24 protein-coding genes are annotated in these 26889 nt (G+C 68.5%); 17 read left to right on the top strand and 7 right to left on the bottom strand.

Features of this window, described 5'->3' with window-relative positions; all coding sequences use genetic code 11:
• Positions 1 to 294: 294 nt before the first annotated feature.
• From A5711_RS16810 to A5711_RS16800, 3 genes are all read left to right on the top strand, one after another.
• Positions 295 to 1017, top strand: coding sequence for a hypothetical protein (locus A5711_RS16810; protein ID WP_067948420.1), 723 nt, complete (start codon positions 295 to 297; stop codon positions 1015 to 1017).
• An 81-nt stretch (positions 1018 to 1098) separates the two neighbouring features.
• On the top strand, positions 1099 to 1776 hold the full coding sequence (locus A5711_RS16805; protein WP_067948418.1) for a phosphodiesterase: 678 nt from the start codon (positions 1099 to 1101) through the stop codon (positions 1774 to 1776).
• Positions 1777 to 1785: 9 nt separating this feature from the next.
• On the top strand, positions 1786 to 2865 hold the full coding sequence (locus A5711_RS16800) for an NAD-dependent epimerase/dehydratase family protein (RefSeq protein WP_067948416.1): 1080 nt from the start codon (positions 1786 to 1788) through the stop codon (positions 2863 to 2865).
• Positions 2866 to 2869: 4 nt separating this feature from the next.
• On the opposite strand, the gene A5711_RS16795 is transcribed toward A5711_RS16800, so the two are convergent.
• The 5 genes from A5711_RS16795 to A5711_RS16775 all read right to left on the bottom strand — a co-directional run bounded on the left by A5711_RS16795 (position 2870) and on the right by A5711_RS16775 (position 8924).
• Positions 2870 to 3847: a hypothetical protein gene (locus A5711_RS16795; RefSeq protein WP_067948414.1), complete on the bottom strand. Its 978-nt coding sequence runs from the start codon at positions 3845 to 3847 to the stop codon at positions 2870 to 2872.
• 68 nt (positions 3848 to 3915) lie between these two features.
• Positions 3916 to 5271: a TIGR01777 family oxidoreductase gene (locus A5711_RS16790; RefSeq protein WP_067948412.1), complete on the bottom strand. Its 1356-nt coding sequence runs from the start codon at positions 5269 to 5271 to the stop codon at positions 3916 to 3918.
• An 8-nt stretch (positions 5272 to 5279) separates the two neighbouring features.
• The gene (locus tag A5711_RS16785) at positions 5280 to 6524 is read right to left on the bottom strand and encodes a glycosyltransferase family 4 protein (RefSeq protein ID WP_067948411.1); all 1245 of its coding nucleotides are present in this window, start codon (positions 6522 to 6524) and stop codon (positions 5280 to 5282) included.
• A gap of 13 nt (positions 6525 to 6537) precedes the next feature.
• Positions 6538 to 8088, bottom strand: a complete 1551-nt coding sequence (locus A5711_RS16780) for a glycoside hydrolase family 57 protein (RefSeq protein WP_156744973.1) — start codon at positions 8086 to 8088, stop codon at positions 6538 to 6540.
• A gap of 26 nt (positions 8089 to 8114) precedes the next feature.
• Positions 8115 to 8924, bottom strand: a complete 810-nt coding sequence (locus tag A5711_RS16775) for a bifunctional 2-polyprenyl-6-hydroxyphenol methylase/3-demethylubiquinol 3-O-methyltransferase UbiG (RefSeq protein WP_067948407.1) — start codon at positions 8922 to 8924, stop codon at positions 8115 to 8117.
• Positions 8925 to 9153: 229 nt separating this feature from the next.
• On the opposite strand from A5711_RS16775, the gene A5711_RS16770 reads away from it, so the two are divergent.
• Both A5711_RS16770 and A5711_RS16765 read left to right on the top strand, forming a co-directional pair.
• The gene (locus A5711_RS16770; protein WP_067948404.1) at positions 9154 to 9945 is read left to right on the top strand and encodes an electron transfer flavoprotein subunit beta/FixA family protein; all 792 of its coding nucleotides are present in this window, start codon (positions 9154 to 9156) and stop codon (positions 9943 to 9945) included.
• Between the two features lie 39 nt (positions 9946 to 9984).
• On the top strand, positions 9985 to 10941 hold the full coding sequence (locus tag A5711_RS16765) for an electron transfer flavoprotein subunit alpha/FixB family protein (protein ID WP_067948402.1): 957 nt from the start codon (positions 9985 to 9987) through the stop codon (positions 10939 to 10941).
• 111 nt (positions 10942 to 11052) lie between these two features.
• Here A5711_RS16765 and A5711_RS16760 read toward each other — a convergent pair whose 3' ends face one another.
• Positions 11053 to 11442 carry an SRPBCC family protein gene (locus A5711_RS16760; protein WP_067948428.1) on the bottom strand — a complete coding sequence of 130 codons (390 nt, stop codon included), beginning with the start codon at positions 11440 to 11442 and terminating at the stop codon, positions 11053 to 11055.
• 577 nt (positions 11443 to 12019) lie between these two features.
• On the opposite strand from A5711_RS16760, the gene A5711_RS16755 reads away from it, so the two are divergent.
• The 5 genes from A5711_RS16755 (at position 12020) to mnmA (ending at position 17917) form a co-directional block, all read left to right on the top strand.
• Positions 12020 to 13669: a GAF domain-containing protein gene (locus tag A5711_RS16755; RefSeq protein ID WP_231987023.1), complete on the top strand. Its 1650-nt coding sequence runs from the start codon at positions 12020 to 12022 to the stop codon at positions 13667 to 13669.
• 156 nt (positions 13670 to 13825) lie between these two features.
• The gene (locus A5711_RS16750; RefSeq protein ID WP_067948399.1) at positions 13826 to 14686 is read left to right on the top strand and encodes a GNAT family N-acetyltransferase; all 861 of its coding nucleotides are present in this window, start codon (positions 13826 to 13828) and stop codon (positions 14684 to 14686) included.
• Positions 14683 to 15531 carry a 1-acyl-sn-glycerol-3-phosphate acyltransferase gene (locus A5711_RS16745; protein WP_067948397.1) on the top strand — a complete coding sequence of 283 codons (849 nt, stop codon included), beginning with the start codon at positions 14683 to 14685 and terminating at the stop codon, positions 15529 to 15531. The genes A5711_RS16750 and A5711_RS16745 overlap by 4 nt, the downstream gene beginning before the upstream one ends.
• 106 nt (positions 15532 to 15637) lie before the next feature.
• Complete coding sequence (locus tag A5711_RS16740; RefSeq protein WP_067948395.1) at positions 15638 to 16840, top strand: cysteine desulfurase family protein; 1203 nt, start codon at positions 15638 to 15640, stop codon at positions 16838 to 16840.
• The gene (gene mnmA / locus A5711_RS16735) at positions 16841 to 17917 is read left to right on the top strand and encodes a tRNA 2-thiouridine(34) synthase MnmA (protein ID WP_067948393.1); all 1077 of its coding nucleotides are present in this window, start codon (positions 16841 to 16843) and stop codon (positions 17915 to 17917) included. It begins immediately after the preceding gene.
• On the opposite strand, the gene A5711_RS16730 is transcribed toward mnmA, so the two are convergent.
• Positions 17914 to 18549 carry a sensor domain-containing protein gene (locus A5711_RS16730; RefSeq protein WP_067948390.1) on the bottom strand — a complete coding sequence of 212 codons (636 nt, stop codon included), beginning with the start codon at positions 18547 to 18549 and terminating at the stop codon, positions 17914 to 17916. The genes mnmA and A5711_RS16730 overlap by 4 nt on opposite strands.
• Positions 18550 to 18655: 106 nt before the next feature.
• Here A5711_RS16730 and A5711_RS16725 point away from each other — a divergent pair, with 106 nt between their 5' ends.
• The 7 genes from A5711_RS16725 to A5711_RS16695 all read left to right on the top strand — a co-directional run bounded on the left by A5711_RS16725 (position 18656) and on the right by A5711_RS16695 (position 26853).
• The gene (locus A5711_RS16725) at positions 18656 to 19669 is read left to right on the top strand and encodes a methionine synthase (protein WP_067948388.1); all 1014 of its coding nucleotides are present in this window, start codon (positions 18656 to 18658) and stop codon (positions 19667 to 19669) included.
• Between the two features lie 67 nt (positions 19670 to 19736).
• Positions 19737 to 20219 carry an SRPBCC family protein gene (locus tag A5711_RS16720; protein ID WP_067948386.1) on the top strand — a complete coding sequence of 161 codons (483 nt, stop codon included), beginning with the start codon at positions 19737 to 19739 and terminating at the stop codon, positions 20217 to 20219.
• On the top strand, positions 20216 to 20539 hold the full coding sequence (locus A5711_RS16715) for a helix-turn-helix transcriptional regulator (RefSeq protein WP_067948384.1): 324 nt from the start codon (positions 20216 to 20218) through the stop codon (positions 20537 to 20539). Before A5711_RS16720 ends, A5711_RS16715 begins: the two co-directional genes overlap by 4 nt.
• A 36-nt stretch (positions 20540 to 20575) precedes the next feature.
• A complete protein-coding gene (ligA, locus tag A5711_RS16710) occupies positions 20576 to 22657 on the top strand; it encodes an NAD-dependent DNA ligase LigA (RefSeq protein ID WP_067948382.1) in 2082 nt (693 codons plus the stop codon).
• A gap of 76 nt (positions 22658 to 22733) precedes the next feature.
• The gene (locus A5711_RS16705; RefSeq protein ID WP_067948380.1) at positions 22734 to 23330 is read left to right on the top strand and encodes a TetR/AcrR family transcriptional regulator; all 597 of its coding nucleotides are present in this window, start codon (positions 22734 to 22736) and stop codon (positions 23328 to 23330) included.
• 159 nt (positions 23331 to 23489) lie between these two features.
• Entirely contained in the window at positions 23490 to 23936 is a 447-nt protein-coding gene (locus A5711_RS16700) for an MmpS family transport accessory protein (protein ID WP_197501106.1), read from the top strand.
• A 7-nt stretch (positions 23937 to 23943) separates the two neighbouring features.
• On the top strand, positions 23944 to 26853 hold the full coding sequence (locus tag A5711_RS16695; RefSeq protein ID WP_067948378.1) for an RND family transporter: 2910 nt from the start codon (positions 23944 to 23946) through the stop codon (positions 26851 to 26853).
• The last annotated feature ends 36 nt before the right edge of the window (positions 26854 to 26889 follow it).

Below are 26889 nucleotides of genomic sequence, written 5' to 3'. Positions count from 1 at the left end.
CCGCCAATGCCGTCAAACCGCAAAAAGCCAGCTCGGAGGTGCCGCTCATGGCCGGGGGTCGCTTACGTCGCCCTGGAATCGCTGCATCGCGTGGATCATCGCGCCGAGCACCCGGTGGGCCGCCATCAAGTCCGCGTCGGGCAGCTCCTCCAGGGCGACGTAAGCGACCCCCGGCCATGAGCGGCACCTCCGAGCTGGCTTTTTGCGGTTTGACGGCATTGCCGGGGGGTACCCACGGCTCATCAGCGTGTCCGGCAAAACTGCCCGGACTCACGTGAGGGGTGGTGTGGCCCAATGCAAACGGTCAGCTGCCGGTGTAGTCGCCTGGCGATCGGATTCGCCATTGCGGTGATGGTCGTCGGATCCCCGAGCCCGGCGAGCGCCGATCCGGCCGTCACAGTGTTTCCCGGAATGGAGATTCGCCAAGGTGGCACGGTTTGCATGGTCGGGATGGTGGAGCCGCGGCTGCGGATCGCGGTGACCAGCGGCCAATGCGAGAGCGGAGCGTCGGAGGTTACCGACCGGGACGGAAACCTGGTGGGGACGGTGGTGCTCGCGCGCCGCCAGGCCGCCGACGACACGGCGGCCAACGGCGCGATGCTGCCCGTCGAATACGAAGTGATTGCGCTTGGCGCCACCGTGACGGCCTCGGACGTGCTGCCCACCGGCCGGCAACTGAAGTCATCGCCCGGCCTGCGCGCGCAGCCCGGCCTGCCGGTGTGCCAGTTCCGGCGAGCGGTCGGCCAGTGGTGCGGATCCATCAGCTCCGTCAGCAATGGCCGCTTCATCGTTGCCGACGCCGCAGTGGACGGCCGCGACTTCGGCGGTCCTGTTTACGTGCTGACCGACGACGCGGCCGTGATCGTGGGGTTGTTCGAGGGGATATGGGGATCGGTGCCCGAGATGGAGTCGTGGCAGGCGGTCATGCAGCAGGTCTACGTCGACGGCCGCTCCCAGACTCAGCAGCAACAACCGCCCGGTGAAGCGCGCATGATCGGACATCGGGTGGCCGCCTGACCGCCCTGGGCTCTTGAGGCTCGCCTGAAGGCAACGGCCCGAGCGGCGTTTTCTTCGGCGGGAAACGGGAATCCGCCGCCGGTGAACGTTTCCGATCTTGTCGCGGCGCCCTTCCAATGGGGTTCCGCCATCCGGGGAAAGCGGTTGTTCCATCCCATCGGGGTGCTGGCGGACGGCTTCCTCGAACGTCTTGCGCCCGCCGGCCAGGGCCTGCCCATCTCGTCGTCCGAGATTGTCGCGCGGGTATCCAAGGCCAGCGGCACCCCTGGACCCTTGCCGGACTTCATCGGCCTGGCCTTCCGGTTGACGCCGGCACAGGCTCCAGGGCCATGGGACATCCTGGTCGTCTCCTCGGGCTCAGGGGTGCTTTCCCGGGCGCTGGCACTGCGGCCGGCCATCTCCTGGAGCGGTCAGACTCTGACCACCCTGATGCCGCTGCACTATCAAGGAGACAACTGGTGGCTCAGGGCCCGGATCGTGAGCGAGATCGACGGCTTCGGTCTGTCCCTGGACAGCGTCCGCAACCGGCTCGAGCATGACAAAATCGAGTTTTCACTCGACCAAGCTTGTGGCACAGGCGATTTCATGCCGCTGGGCCGGCTCACGCTGACCGGCGTCATCGACCCCGAGCGCGCGGGGGACGTGTCGTTCGATCCCGTCATCAACACTCCGCCCGGCTTGAGCCTGCACCCGCGGTGGCTCGCCGATCTGCGGGCCCGGGCTTATCGGCGGAGCCGTCACGGCAGGGACGCGAACTAAGGGGGCGCCGTGTCCAAGCGCATCGTCATCACCGGGGCCAGCGGCAACGTGGGGACCGCGTTGCTGCGCAGGCTCGTCGAGGACGGCCACGACTATGACATCGTCGGCGTCAGCCGCCGACAGCCACCGCTGGACGGCGTTTACGCCCGTGCCGATTGGCATCAAGTCGACTTGGCCGAACCCGGGGTGGAAATCCAGCTGCACAAGATCTTTCGCGGCGCCGCGTGCGTGGTCCACCTCGCGTGGGGGTTTCAACCCACCCGCAACACGCGATACCTGGACGCGGTCGCGATCAACGGCAGTGCTGCGGTGCTGAGCGCGGCGCACAACGCCAAAGTGCCTCACCTGGTGCACATGTCGTCGGTGGGCAGCTACGCCCCCGGGCGGTACGGGGAACGGGTGGACGAGACGTGGTCGACCGCCGGCATCAGGTCCTCCGCCTACAGCCGGGCGAAATCGGCGGTGGAACAGGTGCTGGACGGCTACCAGCATCGCAATCCCGACGGTGTCGGCATCACCCGGATGCGGCCCGGATTCATCATGCAGCGCGACGCCGCGATGGGACTCCGGCGGTACACCCTGCCCGCTTACGTGGATCCCAAATGGCTGCGCTGGCTGCCGGTGCTACCGCTGGATCGCTCGCTGAGTGTGTCCATCGTGCACGCGCAGGACGTAGCGGAGGCTTGCGTCAAGGCGATCGAGCACTGCGCGCTGGGGCCTTTCAACCTGGCGGCCGAACCGCCGCTGTGCCGCGAGGACATCGCGCGGGCGCTGCGCGCACGGCCTATACATGTGCCCTCAACCGTCCTGGGCTTGCTGGCGGAGGCGTCCTGGCGGGCGCGACTGCAACCCATTGACCGCGGTTGGATTGATATGGCGTTTTCCCTGCCGTTGCTGGACACCGACCGGGCTCGCGACGTGCTGGGTTGGTCGCCCCGGTGGAGCTCCGCGGAAGCCCTGGGCGACCTGATCGACGGCTTTCTGGACGAATCGGGCACTCAGAGCCCGGTCCTTCGTTCGCGATCGTTCGCCGACGCGGTTGCCCGCGATATGGCTCGAGGGCCATTGACCATGCGGCCGGTGCCCTGACTCGTCACGGCAGCGTGGTTATGGTGCCGTCCGTCAAGAGTTCGGTGTAATAGCTTCCGCCCGGGTAGAAGTCGGGTGTCTGGGTTCCCGCGAACATGTCGGCGATCCAGCCGCGCGTCAGGCCCCATACCGCCGCGACATTGCCCGGCTTCGGACGACCACACACCAGGTTTTCGTAAGTGGGCGACGACGGTCCGAGTGCGTCGCCGTGCGCGCCGGTGGTGATCTTCACGCCGTGAAATGGCCGGTCCGACAGGAACCGTTCGATCGCCTTCGTGCCCAGTTGGAAGAAGTTGCAGAGCAGGTGAGGTGACGCCGTGGCGTAGATCGGCAGCGTGGTGCCTGCCAGGCCTGCCAGCGCCTGGTCGGTATTGGAACCGAGGAACGACTTCACGCCGTCCTCGCTGACGATGCCGCGCAGTTGGGCGAAGGTGTCCGGGTAAGCGGTGTGCAGGCGCTCGGCGACGTATTCGACGGCCTCGGCCCCTGCCGAATGCCCCACGAAAACCAACTTTTCGGGTAGTGGCGTGACAGCTCGACCGGCCTTGGCGGCCGCCGCCGCGAAGGACGACGCCAACGCGCCATTCGGATCGTCTTTGTGGGCGAACACGTCGGCGATGTTGTTCAGGAAGCCGGTGTTGTCAATCAGGTGCTCCACGGTGCAGCCGAAGGGGTTGACGGTGGACAGCTTGGTGGCCATCACGAGGTAGCCGCTCCCGGCGACCTCGGCGGCGAAGGCGGACCAGACTTTCGCGCCCTCGACGAAGCCGTGCTGCAGCCAGACCAATCCCAGCGGCGGCGTGCTCGGGAAATACCAGGTCGTGGGAACCGCCCGGGTCTCGCTCGCGCATGCGACGTCGGTCGTGCTGTCCGCTTCCGTGGATTCGGCTCGGGCCTGGAGCGGGGCAAGCATGACGGCGGCCACCGCGGCGATACACATGGCGGCCGCGCTGGCGCGCCGGACCAGCGCACCGGAGATCATTAAGAAATTGAACCATTTAGTTGTGTGGATGGGGGACTGATCAGGCCCAAACTGCCCAGGTCGTGCCCTCAGGCATTGCGCCCGAGCAGGTGACGCAGCGCCTGGTCGAGGTCTGGCTGGCGAAACCGGTGCCCGGCCGCGGTCAGCTTCTGCGGAGCCACTCGTTGATTGGCGCACGCGAGTTCGCGTGCGCCCTGCTCACCGAGCAGCAGCCGAGGCCCCAGCGACGGCACCGGCAACACCGCGGGCCGGTGCACGATGTGGGCCAGGGTGGCGGTGTATTCACTGTTGCGAACCGGTTGAGGCGCAACGGCGTTCACGGGCCCCACCAGTGCTTCGTCCCAGAGTGCGCGGTGGTAGATGTCGACCAGGTCGTCGATCCCGATCCACGAGAGCCATTGCCGGCCGTCGCCGAGCCGGCCGCCCAGACCGGCGCTGAACAACGGACGCATCAGCTTCAGCGTGCCGCCGCGTGGGGACTGCACGATGCCGGTGCGCACCTGCACCACCCGCACGCCGGCCTGTCCCGCCGGTGCGGTCGCCGCCTCCCAATCCGCCACGACGTCGGCGAGAAAACCGTCGCCGCGGTCGCTGTCCTCGGTCAGGATGTCATCGCCGCGGTCGTATCCGTAGTATCCGATCGCCGAAGCCGAGACGAACACGGCCGGCCGCTGTGGGGCGCGGCCCACCGCTTCGGCCAGCCGGCGGGTCGGGCCAATCCTGCTGTCGCGGATGGCCTGTCGATGCTTCTCGGTGAACCGGCCGGCGATCGAGGCGCCCGCCAGATGGATGACCGCGTCCACGCCATCGAACAATCCCGGGTCGGGGTCGTCGGGATTCCACTGCCGCTCGTCGTCGGTCCGCGGGGCGTGGCGAACCAACTGGACGACGCGATGGCCGCCGGTGCTCAGAAACGCCGTCAACGCCGAACCCACCAACCCCGACGCCCCGGTGACCGCGACCGTCACCGGCGCCAGCCCATTCTCGGCGGCCAGCCGGTGCGCGGCCAGATCGTCGGCCAGCTGACGGTGCCGGTAGTCGAACATGGGGCGCAGCAACGACCCGGGCACCGGCGTGTCGACCCGGTCGATGACCCTGGTGCGGCCGTCGCCCAGGTCTTCGAAGTCGTGGGTGTGTCTCCAGCGCACCGCCATTCGTGCCGGCAGCGCGGCCAGGCCGTCACCGCCGATCTCGTCGACGAAGCGCCGCGGCGGATCGTAGCCTCCCGCCTGATGGACGGCGACCCAGCGCAGGCCGCCCGGTAGCGCCAGCGTCGCCCGACCGTCCTTCAGCGATGCGGCCTCGGTGACCAGCCGCATCGGCTGCCACGGCGGCGCGAGCCGGGCGAACGCGCCCGGCCGGGCGTGCCAGGCGAAGACGTCGGCGATCGGCGCGTCGACCACGCTCGAATATTCCAACCCCATACTGCAGGCTAGCGGTTCGGCAGGGCGTTCTCGATGATGGGCATGCGTGGCTGTGGCTGCCGCTCGGCGCGCTTGGCGGCCAAATACACCTGCGCGGTCTCGCCGGCCACGGTCTTCCAGTCGAAGTCCGAGGTGAGCCGCTCGCGGGCGGCGCGGGCGCGGCGCTGCGCGGCAGCCGGATCGTCGAGCACGGTCCGCACGGCCGCCGCCAGCCCGGAGATGTCGCGGGGCGCACAAGACACCCCGGTCCGGCCGTTGATCACCGCCTCGCCCAGGCCGCCGATGTTCGACGTCACGAGCGGAGTGCCCGCCGCGGCGGCTTCCAGCGCGACGATCCCGAACGGCTCGTAGTGACTGGGCAGCACCGCGGCGTCGGCGCGATGCAGCACCGCCAGCAGTTCGGCGTGGTCGAGGTGCCCGGCGAACCGAATCGCCTTGAGCACCCGGTGCTTTCGGGCCTGCTCGACGAGCCACTGCTGCTGGGTGCCCTCCCCGGCGATGGTCAATGTGGTTCCGGGATGGGTGCGCCTGATCCGCGGTAGGGCGGCGATGACGTCGTGCACACCCTTCTCGTACTCCAGCCGCCCGAGGTAGAGCAGTTCGGCTGGACCGGTACGCGCTCGCCGCTCGGCGAACGGCCAGCGCGCGGCGTCGATACCGTTGCGGATCACCGTGATTCCGGCCAGGCCGGGACCGAACAGTTCGGTGATCTCGTCGCCCATCGACGCCGAACACGTGATCAGTGAATCGGATTCGCGCACCAACCACGACTCCAGAGCGTGCACCTGGCGACTGATGGCGCCGGAGATCCAGCCGGAATGCCGTCCGGCCTCGGTGGCATGAATGGTGGAAACCATTGGCACGTCATAAAACTGGGCGAGTGCGATCGCGGGGTGGGCCACCAGCCAGTCGTGCGCGTGCACGACGTCCGGACGCCACGGCCGGTTGGTGCCCCGCTTCTTCAGCGATAGCCCGGCGCGGATCATGGAATGGCCCATCGCCAGCGTCCACGCCATCATGTCGGCGCCGAAGGAGAATTCGTGCGGATCCTGGGCGGCCGCGATCACCCGGACGCCGTCGACCACCTCGTCGGACGACGGGTGCGTGCTGGCATCGGTGCCCGTGGGCTGACGGGACAGCACGACGACCTCGTGGCCGGCGGCGGCCAGCGCGGTGGACAGGTGATGCACGTGCCGGCCGAGCCCGCCGATCACCACCGGCGGGTACTCCCAGGACACCATCAGGATCTTCACGCGGGCGCCCCACTCATCGGGGCAGCCTGCGCGCGTCGAGCGCTCCGAAAAGTCCGTCGGCGCGGTTCCATCCGTCGGCCAGCCGCCCGGCGGTGTCCCGCCGGCCGGACGCCAGCGCCCCCGCGATCTCGCGGGTGGCGTGGGCGTGCAAGTGGGCGCGATACCGCGCGTAGTCGGCGGCCGAGTCCTTACTCACCATGAACGGCCAGTCGCTGGAGACGGTGAGCAGGGTCTCGCGCAGGATCTGGTCGGCCACGTTGTCGCGGGGGAGCGGCCCGTCCAGGGATGCCCGCTGCGACAGCGCCTTGTCGACGGTGCTCAGCGCCATGTCGACCACTTCGTTGTTGAGCTGGACGAGATCGGCCACCTTGTCGCCGGCCCACACCTGCCAGTCCTTGCCCGAACCCCACGAACTGGGCGGCAATGCCACTGGGCCCCCGACGAATCCGTCCGCGATGGCGTCGTTCAACGTGCCCACCCGCACACCGGCGGCGGGCAGCGCCCGCAGCACCCGCTGCAGCCACGTCGGGCCCTCGTACCACCAGTGGCCGAACAGTTCGGTGTCGAAGGCGGCGACCACGTGGGCGGGCCGCCCGATCCGCTCGGATTCGCTCGTCAGCCGGTTGCGGACCACGTCGACGAAGTCGGCGACATGGCTGTCGACCGCGTGGTCGGCGCGCGCGGGATCGTAGGGCGCCTTGGCCTCCGACGCCACGTTGCGCCCGGTCACCCGCGCCGGCTTGAGCCCGGTGAGGTGGTCGTAGGTGTGGAAGTCGCGGTAGGCGGCGTGCCCCGGGTAGCCCGATTTCGGCGACCACACCCGATAACTGACCTGCAGGTCGCGACCGAACGCGACCACGTCGGTGTCACCGACCGGTCGGCCCAGCGCGGTGTCGCCGTGCAACGACGGGCCGTCGACCATGAAATGGGTGACACCGGCGGCGGCGTAGTCCTGCTCCAATCCGGGCGCGTAGGCGCATTCGGGCGCCCAGATTCCGCTCGGGCGGTGCGCCATCCGCTGTTGGGGGTCGGCCAGCCCTTCGCGCAGGGCGAACTCGCGTAGCCGTGGCGCGAGCAGCGGCTGGAACGGGTGGGCCAGTGGGCCGCCGAGCAACTCCACGGTGCCGGCGTCGATCAGGCCGCGCAGCAGCGGACTGCCGCCGTGCCGCCAGTGAGTGGCGAACTCGTCCAGCGCCCGATCCGCCTCGGCGCATTCGCGAATACCCAAGTCGCGCAGCGCTTCCGGCGTGCATGACGAGAAGCCGGCGGACTTCGAACGGGGTGCGGACCGCACGCTGGCGGCCTCGGCCGCCCGCAGCCGCCAGTTGGCCAGCCAGTGATGCATGCCATCGAGGCAGTACGGGTCGTCGAGCTGCGCGTTGACCACGGGAGTGACGCCGAGCGTGACCAAGCCCCGGCGGTCCTCGTCGGCCAGCGTGGTCAGCACCCGCATCAGCGGCAGATAGGCCGCCGCCCAGGATTGGTAGAGCCACTCCTCGCCGACCGGCCACCGCCCGTGATGTGCCAGCCAGGGCAGGTGGGTGTGCAGGACCAGGGTGAACATGCCGGGCACCCGGTCGTGCGAATTACTCACGGCGCTACCGCGATTGCGATCAGATCCAGGCTGTCGTCGATGTCACCGCGGCCGCTCTCCAGTATCTCGAAGTCGTCGCACGCCACCGCGGCGACGTCCGCCCGCAGCTGCGGCGGCCAGGGGTCGCTGGCCAACGCCAATGCGATCTGCGCGTCGATGATGGAGCCACCGTGCCGGGCGTCCATCTCTTGCAGCCGCGGGCCGTGGAACAACCCGCTGACCGATACGTCGCGAAAGCCCGCGTCGACCAGCAACTCGGTCAGCTCGTCGGCGTTGAGTTCGCGGGTGTGGAACGGGTTGATCGGGGTGTCGCGACCGGGGGAGAAGGTGATCCGGTTGGGTGTGGACACCATCAGCAACCCGCCGTGGCGCAGCACCCGCGCGCACTCGTTCACGAATTGTGCCTGATCCCACAGGTGCTCGATGACTTGGAAGTTGACCACAATATCCACCGACGCGTCGGGCAGCGGCAGCTCGGCCAGGTTCGCCCGCATCACCTCCACCCGCGGGTAGCGCGCGCGCACGTGTGCCACCGCGGCCTCGTCGTAATCGACGGCCACCACCCGGCGAGCGACGCCGGCGATCAGGTCGGCGCCGTACCCCTCGCCGCAGCCCGCCTCGAGCACGTCGCGGCCCGCGCAGAGACCGGCCAGCCGCTGGTAAACCACCTGGTGGCGGCGAAACCAGTAGTTTTCGACGTCCAGATCGGGAATGGTGCGCTCGCCCGTCAGCGTCAGCACGGAGTCGGCCGACGGCGGGGGATCACCGGGGCTGCGTCGGGGGACGTCGGGGACGGTTGCGCTCATCGCATAGGCAGGCTAACGCGAAGTGTCGGATTCGCGAACCGCGAGCCGGGCGCCTCCGGCCGCCGACGGCAGACACGCCGCAAGAACGCCCAGTACGACCCGCTATGGTGTGAATGCAGGCTGCACAAAGTTACCGAGTAGTAACACGACCGTGCACTGCTAAACGCGTACTGAAAGTCTCGTGGTCGACTGCTGCGAGGCTCCTTCAATAGGAGGACGAACCACACTCATGACGAACATCGTGGTCCTGATCAAGCAGGTCCCAGACACCTGGTCGGAGCGCAAGCTGAACGACGGCGATTACACGCTGGACCGCGAGGCCGCCGACGCGGTGCTGGACGAGATCAACGAGCGCGCCGTCGAAGAGGCCTTGCAGATCCGCGAGCGGGAGGGCGGCGAGGGTTCGGTGACCGTGCTGACCGCGGGCCCCGAACGCGCCACCGAGGCGATCCGCAAGGCGCTGTCGATGGGCGCCGACAAGGCCGTCCACCTCAAGGACGACGGCATGCGCGGTTCCTGCGTGGTGCAAACCGCCTGGGCGCTGGCGCGCGCGCTGGGCACCATCGAGGGCACCGAGCTCGTCATCGCCGGTAACGAGTCGACCGACGGCTCCGGCGGCGCCGTGCCGGCCATCATCGCCGAGTACCTGGGCCTGCCGCAGCTGACCCATCTGCGCAAGCTGTCCATCGAGGGCGGCAAGATCACCGGCGAACGCGAGACCGACGACGGCGTGTTCACGCTCGAGGCGTCGCTGCCCGCCGTGGTGAGTGTGACCGAGAAGATCAACGAGCCGCGCTTCCCGTCCTTCAAGGGCATCATGGCCGCCAAGAAGAAAGAGGTCACCGTGCTGACGCTCGCCGAGATCGGCGTCGAAAGCGACGAGGTCGGGCTGGAGAACGCCGGATCGACGGTGCTGTCGTCGACGCCGAAGCCCCCGAAGACCGCGGGTGAGAAGGTCACCGACGAGGGTGAGGGCGGCAACCAGATCTCCCAGTACCTGGTCGGCCAGAAGATCATCTAGACGAGCACCCATCCCACAGACGAGAAGAGCGAAGAAACCATGGCTGAAGTTTTGGTGCTCGTTGAGCACGCCGAAGGCGCACTGAAGAAAGTCACCTCCGAACTGATCACCGCCGCCCGCGCGCTGGGCGATCCGGCCGCCGTCGTCGTCGGCAAGCCCGGAACGGCCGCGCCGCTGGTCGACGGGTTGAAGGAGGCGGGCGCCGCCAAGATCTACGTCGCCGAGTCCGACGACGCCGAGAACTACCTGATCACGCCCGTGGTCGACGTGCTGGCCGCGCTGGCCGAGTCGAACGCGCCCGCCGCCGTACTGCTTTCCGCCAACGCCGACGGCAAGGAGATCGCGGGCCGGCTCGCCGCCCGGATCGGATCCGGCCTGCTCGTCGACGTGGTCGGCGTCCAGGAAGGCAACAAGGGAACCCACTCCATCTTCGGTGGGGCGTTCACCGTCGAGTCGCAGGCCAACGGCGACACCCCGGTGATCACCGTCCGCGGTGGCGCCATTGACGCCGAGCCGCAGGCCGGCGCCGGCGAGCAGGTGACCGTCGAGGTGCCCGCGCCCGCCGAGAACGCCACCAAGATCACGGCCCGCGAACCGGCGGTCGCCGGTGACCGGCCGGAGCTCACCGAGGCCACCATCGTGGTGTCCGGTGGTCGCGGGGTCGGCAGCGCGGAGAACTTCAGCGTGGTCGAGGCCCTGGCCGACTCGCTGGGTGGCGCCGTCGGCGCGTCGCGCGCCGCGGTCGACTCCGGCTACTACCCGGGCCAGTTCCAGGTCGGCCAGACCGGCAAGACGGTGTCGCCGCAGCTCTACATCGCGCTGGGCATCTCCGGCGCCATCCAGCACCGCGCGGGCATGCAGACGTCCAAGACCATCGTCGCGGTCAACAAGGACGAAGAGGCGCCCATCTTCGAGATCGCCGACTACGGCGTGGTGGGCGACCTGTTCAAGGTCGCCCCGCAGCTGACCGACGCCATCAAGGCACGCAAGGGCTGATTCGCTTAGCCCAGGAGCCCCCGACGGGCGTCGGGGGCTCCTGCGCGTCAACGGCCGCATTGACCGGTCGCCGAATTCGATAGCGCGGGTGCTATCAAATTTCCAAGTCGCCTATCGGTCGCCGTCTGCCTGGGTGAGCATTGCGTCGATGCGCCGCAACGCGATTGCGCACACCGTCACATACGGCGCCGCCCACCACGGAGCTGCCATGCCCACGCGCGACCCGTCGCCCATCGGGTCCACCCAGTGACGCGTCGCCGGAACGCCGGCCACCTTCCAACCCCAGTGGCGCCCCGGCTCGAAGTCGGTGACGACGAACGGCGCCGGCACGAGCAGCGACGTCTGGACCGTCCCGGTTGCGCCCAGGGCCAGTTCGGTGTGCGGTGCGTCGAGCCGGGCTCCCCGGATTGTCGGGCCCCACTTCGGCCACGCGTCGAGGTCGACCAACAGGTCCCACACCGCCGACGGCGGCGCCGCGATCACGCGGTCGACGGTGAGCATGATGCCGCCGCCTGTCACGGGGCCGACCGACCGAGTCGGCGCTGTTGCTTGACGACCTCATCATCGCTCAACTGCACTCCGGCGGCTTCTGATGCTTTGCGCGTAGCCTCCGCGCGTTCGCGGGTGGCGCGGGCCGCCTCGCGGACTTCTCGCGCCCGCGCAATGGCGTCGCCCAGGCCGGGTACCGGCACGGTGTCTTCGGCGGCACGGCGTCGCACGCTGGCGCGGTGGGATTTCTGTCGGCAGGCCCCACTGCAATAGCGTGCGTCGGCACGGCCGTAAAAAGCCGTGCCGCACTCCCAACACTGCAAGCGGCGCGCGGCCATAACGCCATGTTACGGCTATTCGTAACGCGTAGCAACACCAAGATTTCCGATGTTTGGGCTGCTAGAGTGGCTTCTACCGGCGAAGCAAGGCCCCACCCCCATGGTGAATTGGCCAGGACAGCAAACATTTTCAGCTGGGGGCTTCGGCTTAGCTCTCCGGCCGCCGGGCATCAGTCGGGGAAGGTCGGAAGATGCGCGTAGACGAGGGTAAATCGGCTTTCGGGCTGCGTAGCCCCGACTATCTGAGCCGGATGCACGAGCAACTCGACGAGCTGGTCGCCGAGCGTCAGCAGATGGGACAGCTGCTGCAAGTAGCGATCGAGATCGGCTCCGATCTCGAACTCGACGCGGTATTGCACCGCATCCTGGCCGCCGCGATAGGCATGACCGGCGCCCGTTACGGCGCCATCGGGGTGTGGAGCTCGGAGGGGACCCTGGCGTCCTTCGTGCACAGCGGCATGGATGCCGACACGGTGGGGTTGGTCGGGCACCTACCGGTGGGCAAAGGGGTGCTCGGCGCCCTCCGCGACCGAACCGAGCCGCTGCGCCTGGCGCAGTTGTCCGACCATCCGGCCGCCGTCGGATTCCCCGAACACCACCCCCCGATGGGCGCCTTCCTGGGAATGCCCGTGATCATTCGCGGCGCGGTGTTCGGCAGCCTGTATGTCACCGACGATCGGCCCGGGCACGCCTTCAGCGAGGCCGACGAGGTCACGGTGCGGGCGCTCGCGTCGGCGGCGTCGGTGGCCATCGACAATGCCCGGCTGTTCGACCGGGTCCGCGCCGGCGCCCGGTGGACCGACGCGAGCCGCGAGATCAGCACCGCCCTGCTCACGGAGTCACAGCCGGACCTGCCGCCGCTGCAACTGATCGCCGAACGCGCGGCGGAGCTGACGGACGCCGAGCAGGCGATAGTCCTCGTTCCGGCCGACCCCGATCTACCCAGCGATGAGGTGGACCGCCTGGTGGTGTCCGCGGCGGTCGGCCTGCACGCCAATGCGGTTCTGGGACAAGAGGTCCCGGTCCGGGGATCGACCACCGGGGAGGTGTTCCGGTCTGGCCGCCCGTTGCTCACCGAGACGTTCCGCCGCCCGATCCCGGCGTTCACCGACGTCGGCGAGCGACCCGCGATCTTGATGCCGCTTCGCTCCGACCAGCAGACGCTCGGCGTGATCGTAGTGGCCCGCAACAGCGAAGCGCGCCCCTTCGACGAAGAGCATCTCGACCTCGTCCGCGACTTCGCCGATCATGCCGCGATCGCCCTCACGCTGGCCACCGAACGGCGGAACGCGAGGGATCTCAGCGTGTTGGTCGACCGCGAGCGCATCGCCCGCGATCTGCACGACCAGGTCATCAGCCGCGTCTTCGCCGTCGGCATGGAACTGCAAGGCGTCGTCGCCCGCCTCCGCTCACCGCAACTCGCGGCGCGGGTGACCGAATCCGTCGACGAGTTGCAGGCCGTCATCGGTGACATCCGGCGCACTGTCTTCGATCTGCAGCACCCGCAGGCGCGGCGGCGCAGCTTCTCCGAGCGCGTCCAGGACGCGTTCGGGCGCCTCACCGGCGACGACAACGAGGGAACCACGCTGCGCATGGCGGGGACGATGACCGCGGTGAGCGACGAACTCGCCGCACACGCCGAAGCCGTCATCCGCGAGGCGCTCGGCAACGCGGTGCGGCACTCCCGCGCCGCCAGCATCGCCGTCGAGGTCACCGTCACCGATGAGCTGCTCATCGAGGTCACGGACGACGGGAGCGGCACCCGCCCGGACCATCAATCCCGCTGCGGCATGGACGCTATAACCCGCCGCGCCAGAGACCTCGGCGGCGATTGCGCGATCACCAGTCCGCCCGGGGGCGGCACCCGCGTGCGCTGGAGCGCGCCACTGCAGATTTCCTGACGTTCGGTCGGCGGCGACCGGCTCGACAATTGTTTTCCCGGCCGTTGACCAGCTGTTTCCTTGCGCCCGTTTTCGCCACAGTTCGTCATCTGGCGTGCACCGACATGTCACAGCCCCGATGCCGACTAGCTCATCGGTTCGGCCACGTTGTGTGTCATGAGCATTGCTTCTGTCCTCATACCCAGCGACAAACCGGAAAGCCCGGCGGCCGGTTCGGCCGCCGGACCCCGCTACTCGCTCTTGCTGTCCACCGACGCCAGCATGATCGAGGCCGCGCAGCGGCTCCGGTACGACGTTTTCACCAGCACGCCCGGCTTCGCGCTGCCGGCGAACGATTACCAACGACGCGACGTCGACAGCTTCGATGAGCACTGCGACCACCTGTTGGTCCGCGACGACGACACCGGTGAACTGGTCGGTTGTTACCGCATGCTGGCCCCGGCGGGCGCGATCGCGGCCGGAGGGCTCTACACCGCGACGGAATTCGACATCCGTGCTTTCGACCCGCTCAGGCCGTCGCTGGTTGAGATGGGACGCGCAGTGGTGCGCGAGGGTCACCGCAACGGCGCCGTTGTGCTGCTGATGTGGGCGGGCATCCTGGCCTACCTGGATCGCTACGGCTACGACTACGTGACCGGCTGCGTGTCGGTGCCCATCGGCGGGGATTCCGACGACCCGGAAAACCGCGTGCCGGGCCGTCAGCTACGCGGCGTCCGCGACTTCATCCTGAGCCGGCACGCCGCCCCGGCGCAGTACCGGGTGCGTCCGTACCGGCCGGTGATCGTCGACGGCACCGCCCTCGACGACATCCCGGCCCCGGCACGGCCGTCGGTCCCGGCGCTGATGCGCGGGTACCTGCGGTTGGGCGCCCAGGTGTGCGGCGAGCCCGCGCACGACCCCGACTTCGGCGTGGGCGATTTCTGCGTCCTGCTGGACAAGCGGCGGGCCGATACCCGATATCTGAAGCGGCTGCGCTCCGTGTCGGCCGCCGCGCAGCTGGCAGGCGGCGACCGATGAACACTTCCGCTCGCACCGGGCACTCCTGGCTACCGCGCGCATCGTGTGACGCCGGTTGCGTGAGCGCCGGCGACGTGGTCGCGTCTCCGCCGCTGCTGGTGGCGCTGCGGGTGACGCTCCGGGTCATGCTGGCGCTGCTGCTGGCGCCGGGGGTGGTGCTGCTGGCGATACCGCTGCCGGGCCGGACCCGCGTGCAGCGCATCTATTGCCGAATGGTGTTGCGCTGTTTCGGAATCCGGATCACGGTGACCGGCAGCCCGATACGCAATTTGCGCGGCGTCTTGGTGGTCAGCCCGCACATGTCGTGGCTCGACGTCTTCGCCATCGGGTCGGTGTTGCCCGGTTCTTTCGTCGCCCGGGCCGATATGTTCTCCGGGCTCGCCACGGGGACGGTGGCCCGCATCCTGAAGATCATCCCGATCGAGCGGTCCAGTCTGCGGCGGTTGCCCGCGGTGGTGAACACCGTCGCCCGCCGGCTGCACGACGGCCAGACGGTCGTGTGCTTCCCGGAGGGCACCACCTGGTGTGGTCGGGACGGCGGGGCGTTCTATCCCGCGATGTTCCAGGCGGCGATCGACGCCGGCCGGCCGGTGCAGCCGCTTCGGCTGACCTACCACCACGTCGACGGCAGCGTCTCGACCGTGCCGGCCTTCGTCGGCGACGAGACACTGGGGCGGTCCATCCGCAGATTGCTCGCCGTGCGGCGCACGCTGGCGCGGGTGCACGTCGAATCTCTGCAGCTGCCGGGGGCCGATCGGCGAGCGTTGGCGAGCCGCTGCCAGTCGGTGGTGGGCGTCGGAGCACCCCGGCCCGCTGGTCAAGGGCCCATGCTGGTGGCCTCCTGACCAAATAGTGGCGACCCGCAGCGCCCGGCTGCGCCGCGCTTGCGATCGCCACGACCGAACAGTGCCTCCGGAGGCCCCTCGACCAGCCGGTATCGTGGGTCGCGTCATGGTCTACCTGGATCACGCGGCTACCACGCCGATGCACCCCGCCGCCGTCGAGGCGATGACGGCGGTGCTCGGCACGGTCGGCAACGCCTCCTCGCTACACACCAGCGGCCGGACGGCGAGGCGGCGCATCGAGGAATCCCGCGAGCTGATCGCCGACCGGCTGGGCGCCCGGCCATCCGAGGTCATCTTCACCGCGGGCGGGACCGAAAGCGACAACCTGGCGGTTAAGGGCATCTATTGGGCCCGCCGCGACGCCGAACCAAGCCGTCGGCGCATCATCACCAGCGAGGTGGAACACCACGCCGTGCTGGATTCCGTGAACTGGCTCGTCGAACACGAAGGCGCCGAGGTGACCTGGCTGCCGACCGCCGCCGACGGATCGGTGTCGGTGACGGCGCTGCGTGACGCGCTGCGCAGCCACGACGACGTCGCGCTCGTATCGGTGATGTGGGCCAACAACGAGGTCGGCACCGTCATGCCGGCCGCCGAGCTCGCCACCGTCGCGGCCGAATTCGGGGTTCCGATGCACAGCGACGCCGTTCAGGCGGTGGGACAGCTGCCGGTGGCCTTCGCCGCCAGCGGGCTTTCGGCGATGAGCGTGGCCGCGCACAAATTCGGCGGCCCTCCCGGCGTGGGGGCGTTGCTGCTGCGCCGCGACGTGGCGTGTGCGCCGCTGGCCCATGGCGGCGGACAGGAACGCGACATTCGCTCCGGCACCGCCGATGTCGCCGGGGCGGTCGGCATGGCGACCGCGGCCCGCATCGCGGTGGACGGCCTCGAGACCAACAGCGCGCGGCTGCGGGCGTTGCGTGATCGCCTGATCGACGGGGTGCTGACCGGCATCGAGGACGTCAGCCTCAACGGTGCCCGCGACCCGTCCCCCGCAAGCGGGAGGTACCCCCAGCGGTTGCCGGGCAACGCGCACTTCACCTTCCGCGGTTGTGAAGGTGACTCGCTGTTGATGCTGTTGGACGCCAACGGAATCGAGTGTTCGACCGGATCTGCGTGCACCGCCGGTGTCGCGCAGCCGTCGCATGTGTTGCTCGCGATGGGGGCCGACCCGGCGAGCGCCCGCGGTTCCCTACGAATGTCTTTGGGGCACACCAGCGTTGACGATGACGTCGACGCGGCGTTACAGGTGCTGCCCGCGGCGGTGGACCGCGCCCGCCGTGCCGCCCTGGCCGCCGCGGGAGCTCCCTAAGTGAGGGTCCTTGCCGCGATGAGTGGTGGCGTCGACTCGTCGGTCGCCGCTGCCCGCATGGTCGACGCCGGGCATGACGTGGTCGGCGTGCACCTGGCGCTGTCGACCGCGCCCGGCACGTTGCGCACCGGCTCGCGGGGGTGCTGTTCCAAAGAGGACGCCTCGGACGCGAGTCGCGTCGCTGATGTTCTCGGAATCCCTTTCTACGTATGGGATTTCGCCGAGAGGTTCCAGGCGGACGTGATCGACGACTTCGTGTCGTCGTACGCGCGCGGCGAAACGCCCAACCCCTGCGTGCGGTGCAACCAGCGAATCAAATTCTCGGCGCTGTCGGCGAAAGCCCTTGCGCTGGGCTTCGACACGGTGGCCACCGGCCACTACGCCAGGCTTTCCGGCGGGCGGCTGCGCCGCGCGGTCGATGGCGACAAGGACCAGTCCTACGTGCTGGCCGTGCTGACCGCCGACCAGCTCCGCCACGCCACGTTTCCGATCGGCGACACCCCGAAGGCGCAGATCCGCGCCGAAGCCGCCCGGCGCGGCCTCGCGGTCGCCGAAAAGCCGGACAGCCACGACATCTGCTTCATCCCGTCTGGGAACACCCGGGCATTCCTGGGCGAGCGCATCGCGGTCCGCCGTGGCACCGTCGTCGGCGCCGACGGCGCGGTCCTCGCGGAGCACGACGGAGTGCACGGCTTCACCATCGGCCAGCGCAAAGGCCTGGGCATCGCGGGGCCGGGGCCCGACGGCCGCCCACGCTATGTGACGGCCATCGACGCCGACACCGCGACCGTGCGGGTGGGGGAGGCGGCCGACCTCGACGTGCGCGAGTTGCGGGGGCGCGAGCCGGTCTTCACCGCTGGCCGACCGCCGTCCGGTCCCGTCGAGTGCGTGGTGCAGGTGCGGGCTCACGGTGAAACTGTCGGTGCCGTAGCGGAATTGGTGCACGACGAGCTGGTCGTGCGGTTGCGCGCCGCGCTGCGCGGCGTCGCGTGTGGTCAGACGCTGGTGCTCTACCGTCCCGACCCGGACGGTGACGAAGTGCTTGGCAGCGCCACCATCGCCGCCACCGCGGGCTAGTTCGGCACGTTCGCGGCGATGTTCGTCATCACGATGTCGGACACCGATTGCGCAAAGCCGCAGAACGTGACCTCCAGAATGGCCACCGAACGCTGCCGATAGTCGCGGCCGCAGCCACCGGGCCGCAGGTGCAGCGAACCGGCGTCGGCCTTCCAGTCGCCGACGTATTGCTGGCCGGACGAGCCGTTCGCGCAGTCCCCGACCGTGGTCACCAACGCGCCGAACGCGCGACGTGCGGTGTCGACGTCCCGGTAGGCCGCCGCCCCTTCTGAGATCAGCGCGCCGTCGGGCGGGTCCTGGAAGGTCGTCTTGTGGAACTCTTCGACCTCGGGCCCGAACGTCGCCGTCTCGGCGTAGATGAATCGGCATTCGCGCGGCGTGGTGTCGGCGAGTGCGTCGATGTCAACCAGGCTGGTGCCGTCCATCGAGGGGATGATCGTGAGGTGCTCGCCGGCGCCGGTGATCGCGCGCATCCGCGACTGGTCCAGCAGGACCGTGTCCACGTTGACCCCCTGCACGGCGCCGCGCGGGGCACCGTATCCGGCCACCGCCGCGCCGTCCACCACCCGGGTGCACGCGGCAGCCAGCACCACCGCCCCGCACCACAGCAGCGGCCGTGCCAATCTCGCCATCCTCGACACGTTTCGCACCCTTCTGGCGTCGAACCTACCCGTGCGGACGCGCGGCAGACACCCCTGGTCACGGGCGTCCGCGGTGACGTCGAATACGGTTGGGCGGGTGAGTGTTTTCGCGAGCGGCAGCGGCATCGGGTCGTGGCCCGGGATCAAGCCCCGGGAGGCCGCCGAGGTCGTCGTCGGTGAGCTGGCCGGCGGGCTGCCCCACATCGTCGAGCTGCCCGCCCGCGGAGTGGGCGCCGACATGCTCGGCCGGGCCGGCGCGCTGCTGATCGATGTGGCCATCGACATCGTGCCGCGCGGCTATCGAGTTGCCTCCCGGCCCGGCGCCGTCACCCGCCGCGCCGTCAGCCTCCTCGACGAGGACATGGACGCGCTGGAAGAGGCCTGGGAGGTGGCCGGCCTGGGTGGCGGCGACCGCGTGCTCAAGGTGCAGGCTCCCGGGCCGATCACGCTGGCCGCCGAGCTCGAGCTGGCCAACGGCCACCGGGCGATCACCGACCCCGGCGCCGTGCGCGATCTGGCGGCGTCGTTGGCCGAAGGTGTCGCCGGCCACCGCGCGGCGCTGGCCCGCCGCCTTGAAACGCCGGTGGTGGTGCAGTTCGACGAGCCGTCGCTGCCCAGGGCATTGGGCGGGCGGCTGGGCGGTGTGACGGCACTGAGCCCGGTGGCGCCGCTCGACGAAGCGGTGGCCGTCGCCCTGCTCGACACCTGTGTCGCCACCGTCGGAGGCGAGGTGCTGTTGCACAGTTGCGCCCCGGAGCTGCCGTGGAAGATGTTGCAGGACAGCAGCTTTGATGCGGTCTCGGTGGACGCCGACACGTTGGTCGCGGCGGATCTCGACGGTATCGCCGGGTTCGTCGAATCGGGCCGCACGGTCATGCTGGGAGTAATCGCCGCCAGCGCACCGCCGCGGCGGCCGTCGGCCGAAGAGGTGGCCACCGCGCTGGTCGCGGTGACGGATCGGCTCGGCTTCGCTCGCTCGGCGCTGCGCGACCGCATCGGCGTAACGCCGGCGTGTGGCCTGGCCGGTGCGACGCCCGAGTGGGCCCGCCTGGCGATCGGGCTGGCCCGCCAGGCGGCCGAGGCTTTCGCCGAGGATCCCGACGCCATCTGAAACGCAACCAGAAAGTTGCGCTTTTGGCGATGGCGTGCTGGACTCATAGGCAACCAGGAGGTTGCGTATGAGGATCGAGAAGAGCGTGCTGCTGCGCGCACCGTTGGAGCGGGTATGGCGGGCCATCAGCGACGCCGACGAATTCGGCCGCTGGTTCGGCGTCCGCTTCGACGGGCCGTTCGTCGCCGGGACGTCGGTCGCCGCGGTGATCAGCCCGACCACGGTCGACGACGAGGTCGCCAAGCGGCAGGAGCCGCACGCGGGGGTGAAAAGCACCTGGCACATCGTCGCGGTCGAGCCGCAACGGCGGTTCGCCTATCGCTGGCACCCCTTCGCCGTCGACCCCGACGTCGATTACGGGCGAGAGCCGACCACGCTGGTCGAGTTCACCTTGGCGGAGGCACCCGATGGCGTGCTGCTCACCATCACCGAATCCGGATTCGAGGACATTCCCGAAGCGCGCCGCCCGTCCTCGTTCGAGGCCAACGCCGAGGGGTGGGCTATGCAGGCGGGCCTGGTGCGCAGGTATGTGGAAGAAGTCCGCGAATGAGCGGGCGCGCCGCCGTGGGCGCGCCGCTCTTCGACGCCCTCGGTGATCCGAACCGGCTGCGCATCATCGTGCGGCTGTGCGATCTGGGCCCGAGCTCGACATCGCAGCTCACCGGCGCCATTCCGGTCACCCGGCAGGCCGCCAGCAAGCACCTGCAGCTGCTGGAGTCGGCGGGTTTGGTGACCAGCAGCAAGCGGGGTCGCGAGCGCGTCTGGACGGTGCGGACGGCCCCCCTGGCCCAGGCCAGTGACTACCTCACCGCGTTGTCGCGCCGGTGGGATGCGGCGGTGGACCGGCTGCGGGCATACGTCGAGGACTGAGTCGGGAGTGTCGGAGTTCTCGGATAGCCTGCGAGGGTGAGCTCACCAGAAGCTGATTCGGTGGCGCCCGAGGTCCGGCGGCAGTGGCAGGAACTCGCCGATGAAGTCCGCGAACACCAGTTCCGCTACTACATCAAGGACGCGCCGATCGTCTCCGACGCCGAATTCGACAAGATGTTCAACGACCTTGTCGCGCTGGAGGACCGTTACCCGGAGCTGCGGGTTCCGGATTCGCCGACGCAGCTGGTCGGCGGGGCCGGTTTTGCCACCGACTTCACCGAGGCCGAGCACCTCGAGCGAATGTTGAGCCTCGACGACGTGTTCGACCGCGACGAGCTGGTCGCGTGGAGCAACCGCGTCGAGAACGAGATCGGACGTGAGCCGCACTACTTGTGCGAACTCAAGATCGACGGGGTGGCGTTGTCGTTGGTGTACCGCCACGGCCGGCTGGAACGGGCCGCCACGCGCGGCGACGGCCGGGTCGGCGAGGACGTGACGCTCAATGCGCGCACCATCGACGACGTGCCCGAGCGGCTCACTGCCGGTGGGGATTTGCCGATTCCCGCCGTCCTCGAGGTGCGTGGCGAGGTCTTCTTCATGCTCGCCGATTTCGAGGCGCTCAACGCGAGCCTGGTCGAGGACGGCAAGGCGCCCTTCGCCAATCCGCGTAACAGCGCGGCCGGCTCGCTGCGCCAGAAGAACCCGGCGGTCACAGCCCGGCGCAAGCTGCGAATGATCTGTCACGGCATCGGCCGCACCGACGGGTTCGCGCCCAAGACGTTGCACGAGGCGTACACCGCGCTGAAAGCCTGGGGCCTGCCGGTGGCCGAAGAGACCGCGCGCGTGCGTGGCCTTGCCGCCGTGGAGGAGCGGATCGGGTACTGGGGTGAGCACCGCTATGACATCGACCACGAAATCGATGGCGTGGTGGTCAAAGTCGATGATTTTGCGCTGCAGCGCCGGCTGGGAACGACGTCGCGGGCGCCGCGCTGGGCGGTCGCGTATAAGTATCCGCCCCAGGAAGCGCAGACCAAGCTGCTCGACATCCGGGTGAACGTCGGACGCACCGGCCGCGTCACGCCTTTCGCGTTCATGACGCCGGTGAAGGTGGCCGGATCGACCGTGGGGCTGGCCACGCTGCACAACGCCGCCGAGGTAAAGCGCAAGGGAGTGCTGATCGGCGACACGGTGATGATCCGCAAAGCGGGGGATGTGATCCCGGAGGTGCTCGGCCCCGTCGTCGACCTCCGGGACGGGTCCGAGCGCGAATTCGTCATGCCCACAACGTGTCCCGAATGTGGAACGACGCTGGCCCCCGCCAAGGAGGGCGACGCCGACATCCGGTGCCCCAATGCGCGGTCCTGCCCGGCGCAGCTGCGAGAGCGCGTCTTCCACGTCGCCGGCCGCGGAGCGCTCGACATCGAGGGGCTGGGCTATGAGGCGGCCATCGCGCTGCTGAAGGCCGGGGCGATCGCCGACGAGGGCGACCTGTTCACCCTCACCGAGGAAGACCTGTTGCGCACCGAGCTTTTCCGGACCAAGGCCGGCGCGTTGTCCGCCAACGGCAGGCGGTTGCTCGACAACTTGGACAAGGCGAAAACGGTGGCGCTGTGGCGGGTCCTGGTGGCGCTGTCGATCCGGCATGTCGGTCCGACCGCGGCGCGGGCACTGGCCACCGAATTCGGCAGCCTGGACGCGATCATGTCGGCCTCGACTGAGCAATTGGCGGCGGTCGAGGGTGTCGGACCGACGATCGCCGCCGCGCTCACCGAGTGGTTCACCGTCGACTGGCACCGCGCGATCGTCGACAAGTGGCGCGACGCGGGGGTGCGGATGGCCGACGAGCGCGACGCCAGCGTGCCCCGCACCCTGGAAGGGCTGACGATTGTCGTCACCGGTTCGCTGGCCGGCTTTTCGCGCGATGACGCCAAGGAGGCGATCATCGCCCGCGGGGGAAAGGCCGCCGGTTCGGTCTCAAAGAAGACCGACTTCGTCGTCGCCGGGGACGCACCGGGATCCAAGTACGACAAGGCGATCGAGCTGGGTGTGCCGGTCCTCGACGAGGACGGCTTCCGGAAGCTGTTGGCCGAGGGTCCGCCGGTAACACCGGGGGACTAGGCCGTTGAGGCGGTCGCTAGGGCGATTCCGGTCATAAAGTGGCCCGCATCGCCGTAGCGGTCCTATCGTGGGCGCTATGACGCAGACGGTCGAGGAGTGCACGCAGGCATCGCCGTGGTCACCCCGCGAGGCCGAGATATTGGCGGTGACCCTGCGGCTATTGCAGGAACACGGCTACGACCAGCTGACCGTTGAGGCCGTGGCCGGTGCCGCCCACGCCAGCAAGGCCACCGTGTACCGGCGGTGGCCTTCGAAGGCCGAATTGGTCCTGGCCGCCTTCACCGAAGGCGTTCGCCAGGTCGCGCTTCCGCCGAACACCGGCACGTTGCGAGGCGATCTGTTGAGTCTGGGGGAGACCTGCGGTCAGCACGGCACCGAGCACGCCAGCACCATTCGCGCGGTGATGGTCGAGGTGTCGCGGCACCCGGCGCTCAACGACGCTTTGCAGGAGCAATTCCTCAAGCAGCGCAAGGCGCTGATTCAGCATGTGCTGCACCAGGCCGTCGACCGCGGTGAGATCAGCGAGGACGTGATCACCGACGAACTCTGGGACCTGTTGCCGGGGTACCTCATCTTCCGGTCCATCATCCCCGGCCGGCCGCCCACCCGCCGCACCGTGCAGGCGCTCGTCGACGGGTTCCTCATCCCGGGTCTGACCAGAACCACCGCGTAACGCCGGGTTAATCCGCCGAGACGGAATGTGTACGCTCGCGTCTCTTGTACAGTACGGTCCCGTACCGTACTGTCATACCTGTCGATCACGCCCGTCCCGCCGGTTGTAAGCCGTCGGTTCGGGGGTGATGGTGTCGCCCGATGATCGAAAGGTGAACGGGTGAAGGGGATTTCGTTGGTCGCCCTCGTCAGGCGCGGGTGGATGGTGATGGTTGCGGTGCTGGTCGTCGTGCTCGCGGGCTTCGCCATCTATCGCTTGCACGGAATCTTCGGCTCCCAGAGCAGCGCCTCGGCCGACAGCAATCTGGCCAACGAGATCGTCCCGTTCAACCCCAAGCAGGTGGTGCTCGAGGTCTTCGGCAGGCCCGGCGCAACCGCGACCATCAACTACCTCGATGTCAACGCCCAGCCGCAGCAAGTGAAGGACGCCCCGTTGCCGTGGTCGTTCACGATCACCACCACGGAGCCCGCGGTCATCGGCAACGTCGTCGCGCAGGGCAACGGGGACAGCCTCGGCTGCCGCATCACCGTCAACGGGGAAGTGAAAGACCAACGCACCGTTGACAAAGCCGACGCGTACACCTTCTGCCTCGACAAGTCTGGATGAATTCCCGATGAGCAACCACGAACAGCCGCAGGCCCGCATCCCGCGCACCATCCGTCGCCTCGCATTGCCCATCCTGCTGTTCTGGGTGGCGCTGGCCGCCATCACCAACATCGCGGTGCCGCAGTTGGAAGAGGTTGGCAAGACGCACAATGTGGCGCTGAACTCGCCCGACGCCCCGTCGCTCAAGGCCATCAAGCGCATCGGTGAAAAGTTTCACGAGTTCGACACCGACAGCTCGGCCATGATCGTGCTGGAAGGCGACAAGCCGCTCGGCGCGGACGCGCACCGTTTCTACGACGAGATGGTCCGCCGGCTCGAGCAGGACAAAAAGCACGTCGAGCATGTCCAGGACTACTGGGGCGACACCTTGACCGCGGCGGGGTCGCAGAGCAGCGACGGCAAGGCCGCTTACGTTCAGGTGAACCTCGCCGGTAATCAGGGCTCGGCGCTGGCGAACGAGGGCGTCGGGGCGCTGCGGGACATCGTCGATCGCATGAAGCCGCCGCCCGGCGTCAAGACGTACGTGACCGGCGCGGCGCCCCTGATCTCCGACCAGTTCGACGTCGGCAGCAAGGGAACGGCCAAGGTCACGGCGATCACCATCGGCGTGATCGCCCTGATGCTGTTCTTCGTCTACCGTTCGGTGCTCACCACGCTGCTGGTGCTCGCCACGGTCCTGATCGAGATGTCGGCGGCGCGGGGACTGGTCGCCTTCCTGGGGAACGCGGGCGTCATCGGGCTGTCGACCTATGCGACGAATCTGTTGACGCTCTTGGTGATTGCCGCGGGCACCGACTACGCGATATTTTTCGTGGGCCGCTACCAGGAAGCGCGCGGAACCGGTGAAGACCGCGAAAAGGCTTTCTACACCATGTATCACGGCACGACCCATATCGTGCTGGGTTCCGGGCTGACCGTGGCCGGCGCGGTCGCCTGTCTGAGCTTCACCCGGCTGCCCTACTTCCAGAGTTTGGGTATTCCGGCCGCGCTTGGCATCCTGGTCGCACTCTGCGCCGCGCTCACCCTGGGGCCCGCGATCCTCACCCTGGGCGCCAGGGTGGGCATCTTCGACCCCAAGCGGGCGGTCAGAACCCGCGGCTGGCGACGGATCGGCACCGCCATCGTCCGTTGGCCCGGTGCCGTTCTCGCCGCGGCCTGCGCGCTGGCCCTGGTGGGGCTGATCGCCTTGCCCGGATACAAGACCAGTTATGACACTCGTCCCTACATGCCTGCCAGCGCACCGGCCAACGTCGGCTACACGGCCGCCGAGAAGCATTTCTCGCGGGCCCGGCTGGAGCCCGAATTGCTCATGGTCGAAACCGATCACGACATGCGTAACCCGGAGAGCATGCTCATCCTGGACAAGGTGGCCAAGGCGGTATTTCACGTCCCCGGCGTCGCGCAGGTGCAGACCATCACCCGTCCGCTGGGCACCCCGCTGGTGCACAGCTCGCTGGCGTTCGTGGTCAGCAATTCCAGCGCGGCGCAGCAGGAAAACCTGACCTATCAACGGGATCGGGCCGAGGATGCCCTCAAGCAGGCCAACGAACTGAACAAAACGATCAACATCCTCAGGCAGCAGTACGAATTGCAGCAGCAGCTCGCCAACACCACCCACGACGAGACCCAAAGCTTCCACGACACTCTCGGCACCATTCAGGATCTGCGCGACAAGATCGCCAACTTCGACGATTTCTTCCGGCCGATCCGGAGTTACTTCTACTGGGAACGGCATTGCTTCGACATTCCCGCGTGCTTCGCTTTCCGATCACTCTTCGACGCGCTCGACGGCATTGACCAACTCACGGAAAAGTTCGAAGGCCTCACGGCCTCGCTCGACAAGCTCGACGCGCTGCAGCCGAAACTGGTGGCGCTCATACCTCCCCAGATTGACAGCCAGCAGACCAATCGCGATCTGACGCTGGCCAATTACGCCACGCTGTCCGGCATTTACGCGCAGACCGCGGCCGCGATCGACAATGCGACGGCGTTGGGGCGGGCGTTCGACGCCGCCAAGAACGACGACACCTTCTACCTGCCGCCCGATGTTTTCAACAACCCCGACTTCAAGCGCGGGCTGAAGCTGTTCCTGTCGCCCGACGGCAAGGCCGCGCGCATGATCGTCACGCATGAAGGTGATCCCGCGACGCCCGAGGGCATTTCGCACATCGATCCGATGGCCAAGGCCGCGCGCGAGGCCCTGAAGGGCACGCCGATGGCGGGCGCGGGAATCTATCTCGGTGGGACCGCCTCGACATACAAGGACATCCAGGACGGCGCCAAGTACGACCTGATGATCGTGGCGTTTGCCGCGCTGAGTCTCATCCTGCTGATCATGATGATCATCACGCGCAGCCTGATCGCGGCGCTTGTCATCGTGGGCACCGTCGCGCTGTCGCTGGGTGCCTCGTTCGGGTTGTCGGTTCTGGTGTGGCAGTACCTGTTCGGCATCCAGTTGTATTGGGTCGTGCTCGCGCTTGCCGTGATCCTGCTGCTGGCGGTCGGATCCGACTACAACCTGTTGTTGATCTCGCGGTTCAAGGAAGAAATTCATGCCGGCCTGAACACCGGCATCATTCGGGCGATGGCGGGCTCCGGATCGGTGGTCACCTCGGCGGGCATCGTCTTCGCCGTCACCATGTGTGCGTTCGTGTTCAGCGGTTTCCAGGTTCTCGGTCAGATCGGCACGACGATCGGTCTCGGCTTGCTGTTCGACACGCTGATCGTGCGCTCATTCATGACGCCCTCCGTCGCGAAAATCCTCGGGCGGTGGTTCTGGTGGCCGCAGCGGGTGCGCCCGCGCCCGGCAAGCACGATGTTGCGGCCCTATGGTCCGCGGCCGGCGGTCCGACAGCTGCTGCTGTGGGACGACGACGACCATGCGGTGCTGGCGGGATCGAACTCGCAGGTGCGCTGATTTAGCGCGGTCGCGGCCGTCCCGGTGCCCACACCC

Source organism: Mycobacterium sp. E2238 (assembly GCF_001672665.1).
GTDB lineage: Bacteria > Actinomycetota > Actinomycetes > Mycobacteriales > Mycobacteriaceae > Mycobacterium.
This window is presented reverse-complemented; position numbering and strand designations above follow the sequence as displayed.

Bases quoted from the DNA above. Each gene is read 5' to 3' on its own strand.
- A5711_RS16810 (WP_067948420.1), top strand. From the start codon at position 295: ATGCAAACGGTCAGCTGCCGGTGTAGTCGCCTGGCGATCGGATTCGCC.
- A5711_RS16795 (WP_067948414.1), bottom strand. From the start codon at position 3,847: ATGATCTCCGGTGCGCTGGTCCGGCGCGCCAGCGCGGCCGCCATGTGT.
- A5711_RS16790 (WP_067948412.1), bottom strand. From the start codon at position 5,271: ATGGGGTTGGAATATTCGAGCGTGGTCGACGCGCCGATCGCCGACGTC.
- A5711_RS16780 (WP_156744973.1), bottom strand. From the start codon at position 8,088: ATGTTCACCCTGGTCCTGCACACCCACCTGCCCTGGCTGGCACATCAC.
- A5711_RS16775 (WP_067948407.1), bottom strand. From the start codon at position 8,924: ATGAGCGCAACCGTCCCCGACGTCCCCCGACGCAGCCCCGGTGATCCC.
- A5711_RS16770 (WP_067948404.1), top strand. From the start codon at position 9,154: ATGACGAACATCGTGGTCCTGATCAAGCAGGTCCCAGACACCTGGTCG.
- A5711_RS16765 (WP_067948402.1), top strand. From the start codon at position 9,985: ATGGCTGAAGTTTTGGTGCTCGTTGAGCACGCCGAAGGCGCACTGAAG.
- A5711_RS16760 (WP_067948428.1), bottom strand. From the start codon at position 11,442: ATGCTCACCGTCGACCGCGTGATCGCGGCGCCGCCGTCGGCGGTGTGG.
- A5711_RS16755 (WP_231987023.1), top strand. From the start codon at position 12,020: ATGCACGAGCAACTCGACGAGCTGGTCGCCGAGCGTCAGCAGATGGGA.
- A5711_RS16750 (WP_067948399.1), top strand. From the start codon at position 13,826: ATGAGCATTGCTTCTGTCCTCATACCCAGCGACAAACCGGAAAGCCCG.
- A5711_RS16745 (WP_067948397.1), top strand. From the start codon at position 14,683: ATGAACACTTCCGCTCGCACCGGGCACTCCTGGCTACCGCGCGCATCG.
- A5711_RS16740 (WP_067948395.1), top strand. From the start codon at position 15,638: ATGGTCTACCTGGATCACGCGGCTACCACGCCGATGCACCCCGCCGCC.
- A5711_RS16730 (WP_067948390.1), bottom strand. From the start codon at position 18,549: ATGGCGAGATTGGCACGGCCGCTGCTGTGGTGCGGGGCGGTGGTGCTG.
- A5711_RS16720 (WP_067948386.1), top strand. From the start codon at position 19,737: ATGAGGATCGAGAAGAGCGTGCTGCTGCGCGCACCGTTGGAGCGGGTA.
- A5711_RS16715 (WP_067948384.1), top strand. From the start codon at position 20,216: ATGAGCGGGCGCGCCGCCGTGGGCGCGCCGCTCTTCGACGCCCTCGGT.
- A5711_RS16705 (WP_067948380.1), top strand. From the start codon at position 22,734: ATGACGCAGACGGTCGAGGAGTGCACGCAGGCATCGCCGTGGTCACCC.
- A5711_RS16695 (WP_067948378.1), top strand. From the start codon at position 23,944: ATGAGCAACCACGAACAGCCGCAGGCCCGCATCCCGCGCACCATCCGT.